This is a genomic window from Pelomicrobium sp. (assembly GCF_036803785.1).
Classification (GTDB): Bacteria; Pseudomonadota; Gammaproteobacteria; order Burkholderiales; family UBA6910; genus Pelomicrobium.
On the sequence record NZ_DAIRTR010000177.1, the window covers coordinates 1 to 5130 of the forward strand.

5 protein-coding genes and 1 tRNA gene are annotated in these 5130 nt (G+C 64.7%); 4 read left to right on the forward strand and 2 right to left on the reverse strand.

Annotation, left to right across the window (positions count from 1 at the left end):
* The coding region (locus V7Q81_RS14565) for an MFS transporter (protein ID WP_333844708.1) at positions 1-753 on the forward strand (753 nt) is incomplete at its 5' end.
* On the opposite strand, the gene V7Q81_RS16140 is transcribed toward V7Q81_RS14565, so the two are convergent.
* Entirely contained in the window at positions 750-1463 is a 714-nt protein-coding gene (locus V7Q81_RS16140) for a transposase (protein WP_442954850.1), read from the reverse strand. The genes V7Q81_RS14565 and V7Q81_RS16140 overlap by 4 nt on opposite strands.
* 854 nt (positions 1464-2317) lie before the next feature.
* Between V7Q81_RS16140 and V7Q81_RS14570 the strand changes: the two genes are divergently transcribed.
* Positions 2318-2393, forward strand: a tRNA-Arg gene (locus V7Q81_RS14570).
* A 171-nt stretch (positions 2394-2564) separates the two neighbouring features.
* Here the strand turns inward: V7Q81_RS14570 and V7Q81_RS14575 are convergent.
* The gene (locus V7Q81_RS14575) at positions 2565-3191 is read right to left on the reverse strand and encodes a rhomboid family intramembrane serine protease (RefSeq protein WP_333844710.1); all 627 of its coding nucleotides are present in this window, start codon (positions 3189-3191) and stop codon (positions 2565-2567) included.
* 595 nt (positions 3192-3786) lie between these two features.
* Here V7Q81_RS14575 and V7Q81_RS14580 point away from each other — a divergent pair.
* Together V7Q81_RS14580 and V7Q81_RS14585 are read left to right on the forward strand one after the other, a co-directional pair.
* Entirely contained in the window at positions 3787-4260 is a 474-nt protein-coding gene (locus V7Q81_RS14580) for a hypothetical protein (RefSeq protein WP_333844713.1), read from the forward strand.
* Positions 4261-4331: 71 nt separating this feature from the next.
* The gene (locus V7Q81_RS14585) at positions 4332-5054 is read left to right on the forward strand and encodes a hypothetical protein (RefSeq protein WP_333844716.1); all 723 of its coding nucleotides are present in this window, start codon (positions 4332-4334) and stop codon (positions 5052-5054) included.
* Positions 5055-5130 lie beyond the last annotated feature (76 nt).

Consider the following 5130-nt stretch of genomic DNA (forward strand, 5'->3'; position numbering starts at 1 on the left):
GGCGCTACGGTGGGGCCTCTCATCATGGCCGGCGTGCTGTACTTTGGAGGGGACTATCGGCTAAGTTTCGCGGTGCTGATTATTCCAGCTCTCGTTTCCCTGGCCACGCTACTCACGGCGCGCGCACTCTATCCCCGCCCGCGCGATCTCGAGCCGATGAGCGTCAAGCTGGACATGCATGATTTCGCTCAGCCATTCTGGCTGTATGTAGCCGCGTCGGCCTGCATCGCCGCCGGCTTCGCCGACTATCCGCTCATCGCTTATCACTTCGGCAAGACTGAGAGTCTGCCCAAGGAATGGATTCCTGTTCTCTACGCGGTTGCAATGATGGTGGACGGAGTGGCGGCGCTCGTCTTCGGCTATCTTTATGACCGTAAAGGCATGGGGGTACTTTTAGCGAGTGCCGCGATCGCGATACCCGTCGCACCGCTGGTTTTCTTGGGCGGTTTCGCCGCAGCGCTCGTTGGCGTCGTCCTGTGGGGCATCGGGATGGGCGCTCAAGAATCGATCATGAAAGCGGCCGTGGCTGCAATGTCTCCCTCAGAGCGGCGAGGCACGGCGTTCGGACTGTTCAACGGATATTTCGGCGTCTTTTGGTTTCTAGGCAGCGCTTTGATGGGACTGCTCTACGACGTTTCCCTCTCGGCGCTGATTGTTTTTTCCGTCGGCATCCAGCTGGCTGCACTCCCGTTGTTATATCTAGTAATGCGCCGGCTGGTTTTCACCCCAGGGCGTGATACACGGAGTTATTAAGGCGAAACAAAACACCCGGTCATGTCGGGCTGCAGCGCAGGGCATGCCGGGCTGTGAGGGCAAAGCGCGGACGAGGGCGGCTGGTTTCCGTAACGCGCGAAGGAACCTGATGATGCGGCGCCCGAGCGGCTCGGGACCGTCGACGGCGACCTTCCGAGCTTAGGGTCTTGAGGTGGTTCCAGACCAGCGCGTGGGGGTTGAGCCGGGGTGCGTGGGGCGGCTGAAACGGCTGCAAGCGGCCCCTGGGTCGAAGCGACAAAACGGCGCACGGCGCCTGAGCGGTGAACCGAATGCTCTTCGGCGATGAGAAAGAAGGGCGGGTGCCAGACGTGTAGCCGCCGTTGCAGGAACTCGATGAAGAGCACGGCGCTGAGCCTTTGCTCGGAGGGCATAAAGCGCAGCCCCCGCGGGCTGAACGCCGAGAGCATGTCGAGCCTGAAGCGCGCCGCCGTGGTATCGAGCACCGGGGTCCCGCCCATCGGCGCCCAAAGAATGCCACTGGGCTGGCCGGAGTGTACGGCCGCCTCGTCGACAGAGACGATCTGCGCCCCGAGCCGCCCGGCCTGCGCCCCAATTCTCGGATACTCTAACCTCATTCCGCCCTCCGCCAGCGGCCGCTGGGACGAGGGCCGCGGCTTCCTGAGCAAGCGCCAGAGCAAGACCTCCCAGAAACGCATGCTGAAGCGCCCGCGAATAAGACTGCGCGCCATGCCTCGCGTCCACAGCGCGACTTCGCACTCCAGCTGCAGTGGATTTTTTCATCGTCATCGCTCGATACAGCCACGCCAGCGCCTCCCCGTCGAGGTTGGGCGGTCGTCCCGCAATCCGCTTGGCGCGCAGCGCCTCAAACCCGTCTTCCCGGAGCACGCCAGCCATTCCATAGAGGCGCAGCCCCGCAAAACGCGTGCGCCGGGATCACCGCTTCGGATGACCATCTGGCTTACGCCTGCTCGATCGCCCGGATGCGAATCTCCTCCAACGCCCGGCGCGAAAGCACGCGTCCGTCGCCTGTTTTCAGCGCATGCCCCGGGGAAAGATCCCCCCTGGGCCACGGCGAGAAAAAAACGTTCCCATGCTCATGCACGATCTAGTAAACCGACGCCTCACCTGGACCATGCGGATGAGCCGGAGTCTAGCGAGTCGATCCCGGTACCGCGCACTGCGACGGCTCTGGAGGCGCAGCGGCGTCTGCATGGTCGGCATGAGGGGTACGTCTTCACGGACCGGGGGAGGCCGATGCGAACCCCGAGCACCTTCCCCTAGCGCTAGGTGCCCAGGGCGGCGGAAATCGCCGTTTCCGGTGGCGCAGGTTGGGCCACGTAGGCTAAACATGAGCGGCCTGCCCTGGGGGCGACCCAGGAAGCAGGCGACGGGGCAACGGAGGAGAGGGTGCAGCGCTCCGCCCGCTTCGACGGCGGCTATCTGGTGAATACCGTACCCGTCCCGGACCTGGTCACGAGCAGCGTGGCCTCCTCTCTGGCTGGGAAGCGGGGAGGCTGCCGCCCCGCGAGGGGTAGGGACAATTTGACGGGCAGTGCCGTAAAATGTACTCCCAATCCTCGATGCCCCGGTAGCTCAGTGGATAGAGCAGCCCCCTCCTAAGGGGCAGGTCGCACGTTCGATTCGTGTTCGGGGCGCCAACTTTTCACGCTCCCGCCCGAGGCATCCTCCCGGCGGGAAAACGAGCCTCATAGCCGCACGGCTGCCTCCTGCCGAGCGCCCCGCCTCTCGGGCGCGGAAAAGGCAGCGACCCCCACGTCTCGTCGCGCGCCCTCGCCGCCTTCCCACCGTCTTCCCTTCTTTTAAACGGGTCACCATCTCCGCCGTGGCCCGCCGAAGGGAAATCGCCCCCGGCGGTGCTGGATCATGAGATAGCCTCCCAGCATGCCGCCCAGGTGGGCAAAATGCGCAACGCCCGGTTGGACGCCGGTGATCCCCATGTAGAGGGTAAGCAACCCGTATAAGGTGACGAACAGCCACGCCGGCAGGGGAATCGGAGGAAAGATGAGCATGATGGTCCGGCGCGGAAAATACATGCCGAAGGCGAGGAGCAACCCGAACACCCCGCCCGACGCACCCACGGTCGGATAAGGCGGCGCGCTGGTCATGGCAGCGACCAGCAGTTGGGCGATGCCGGCGGTGATGACGCAGGCGAAGTAAAACGCGAGATAGAAGCGAGGACCAAACAGGCGCTCCAGCTCCGAACCGAACATGTACAGCGCGAACATGTTGAAGAACAAGTGCGCGATGCCGCCGTGCAGAAAGCTGTAGGTGACGAGCTGCCAGAGCTGGAACCCGCCGCCCACATCGGGCCCGAAGGACCCATCGCCCGCCAGGGGCCACAGAGCGAAGGACATCACCAGCTGCTGTCCGGTCGCGAGCTGGAGCAGAAAGACCGCCGTGTTGGCAATGATGAGGATTTGCGTGATGGGGGGCATCGATGGGCCTTAGCGTCCGGATGGTCCGGGCATTACCATAGGATAGATTCCATTTCGCGCTCTAGGTTCAGCAACGTCGAGGCGCGAGGAGATCATCCCCCCGCGGCGTACCGCCTTGACGGGCTGTGCCGAGCGCTCTATCAATGGTAACCTGTCGCCATTATGGGTGAGGAGATGGGCTGCGGCTCATTTGAGCCACAAGACTTGGACGCACACCCCGAGCGGCTGCCCGGGGAAGAAGACCGGTTCCAGGCAATCGGAGAGCGCAACGAGCCCCCGCGCCGGGGGGGAAATCGGCAGGCTAGCGCCCGCAGCGGGGATCGGGCACCGCCAGGACGATTCCCTCCTCGCCAACGGGACATTGCGGGCAGCTGCGGCCATGCCGTTCCGGGATCATTTGCAACAGCGTGGCGAGGGGGCGAAACGCCGGTGCTGTACTCGGCCGATTGCTTTCAACCCCCTGTGGCCGTCGCTGCCGACGCGCTCCTTTCGTTTGAGCGACTCCTCTGGGACGGGTACGCTTTTCCCTGTTTGGGTAGGCGGCCCCGACGAGCGGCCTTGGACCCGGCGGCAAGCCTTCGGGGGCAGGCATCCCATGGGACGGACGGATCCACGTCCCTGCGACAGCGTATCTGGATTCCTGGACGCTTGCCTCCATCTGGCCCAGGTGCCGAGCCACCCGCCTCGCCCGGGTGAGATACCACTGTTCCACATGATGGCAAGCGTCACCGTGCCGCGCCACGTGACCTTCGGGTTCGGGGAATGCGGCGCGGCGCTGTGCTTCCCGCTCGAGCTGGAGCGCATGAATTTTCAGGAATTGCCCGCGCGCATCGAGCTCGCCTGGCGTCGGGGCCGCTCGGGGCTCCTGGAAGTGCGCGACGAGCAGGAGCACGACGGGGCCGAAGCCTACTTCGACATCCAGGACGATCGCATTGTCCACAAGCGCTCGGTGATCTCCTCCCTGCTCACCGTGCAACCCGAGGCGATCCGGCACGACCAGCTCGGGTACTTCATGCAGTCTGGGCTGCCAGAGGGGGGCTCTTTCGAGGTCGCGCAACGAATGGCGTAAAATTTTTTCTTTTCATCTTTTGCCCCATGGTTCAATCGTATTCGATCCGACGGTCGCTATGGGTTCCCCTGTTGGCCCTGCTTTCCGCGCTCGGCCACGCGGAGACGCTCCACGTGCGGGCCGTGGACGGCACCACCATCTCAGTGACCCGGGAGGGCTCGGGGCCGGTGATCGCCTTGTGGCTGCCCTCCGAGCACGGCTTGACCGCAGGGGACCGGGAGGTGGCCCGGGGCCTCGCCGGACGGGGTTTCGAGGTTTGGCTCGCCGACCTGCATGCCGCCCGCTTCCTCGCAGCCGTGCCCAGCCAGATGGACCAGATCCCCCCCTCCGATGCCGTGGCGGTGCTCGCCAAGGCTGCGGAAAGCTCGAAGCCCATCCTGCTGATTGCCGAGGAGCGGGGAGCGGTGCTCGCCCTGGAGGCCGCCGATCTGTGGCGCCGGGAGGCGGGCGCGTCGGCACCCGCCCTTAAAGGAGTGATCCTGCTCTCGCCCAATTTCTACGCCGCCACGCCCGACCCCGGCGAAGAGCCACGCTACGTCCCAGCGGCGGGAGTGAACCATCTTCCCGTGGCCATCATCCAACCCACCCTGTCGCCCTGGTACTGGTGGGTGGACGAACTGAAAGCGCTCCTCGCCCGCCACGGCGCGCCGGTGTACGTCTATTACCTCCAGACGGTGCGAGACCGCTTCTACTTCCGAGAGGATGCCACCGCAGACGAGCAGACCATGGCGGCCAAGCTCCCCGCCGTGCTGGAGGCGGCATGGAAAAAGATCAATGGAAGGAATCCGTCATGAGGAAACCCGTAGCGTGGATGATCTTGCTCCTCGCGTTGCCCTTGACAGAGCTCGCCGACGGGCGGGAGCTCAAGCC

What these genes read in the sequence shown, in the direction of transcription:
- V7Q81_RS14575 (WP_333844710.1), bottom strand. Translation starts at nt 3,191, where the DNA reads ATGCCCCCCATCACGCAAATCCTCATCATTGCCAACACGGCGGTCTTT.
- V7Q81_RS14580 (WP_333844713.1), top strand. Translation starts at nt 3,787, where the DNA reads ATGGGACGGACGGATCCACGTCCCTGCGACAGCGTATCTGGATTCCTG.
- V7Q81_RS16140 (WP_442954850.1), bottom strand. Translation starts at nt 1,463, where the DNA reads ATGGCGCGCAGTCTTATTCGCGGGCGCTTCAGCATGCGTTTCTGGGAG.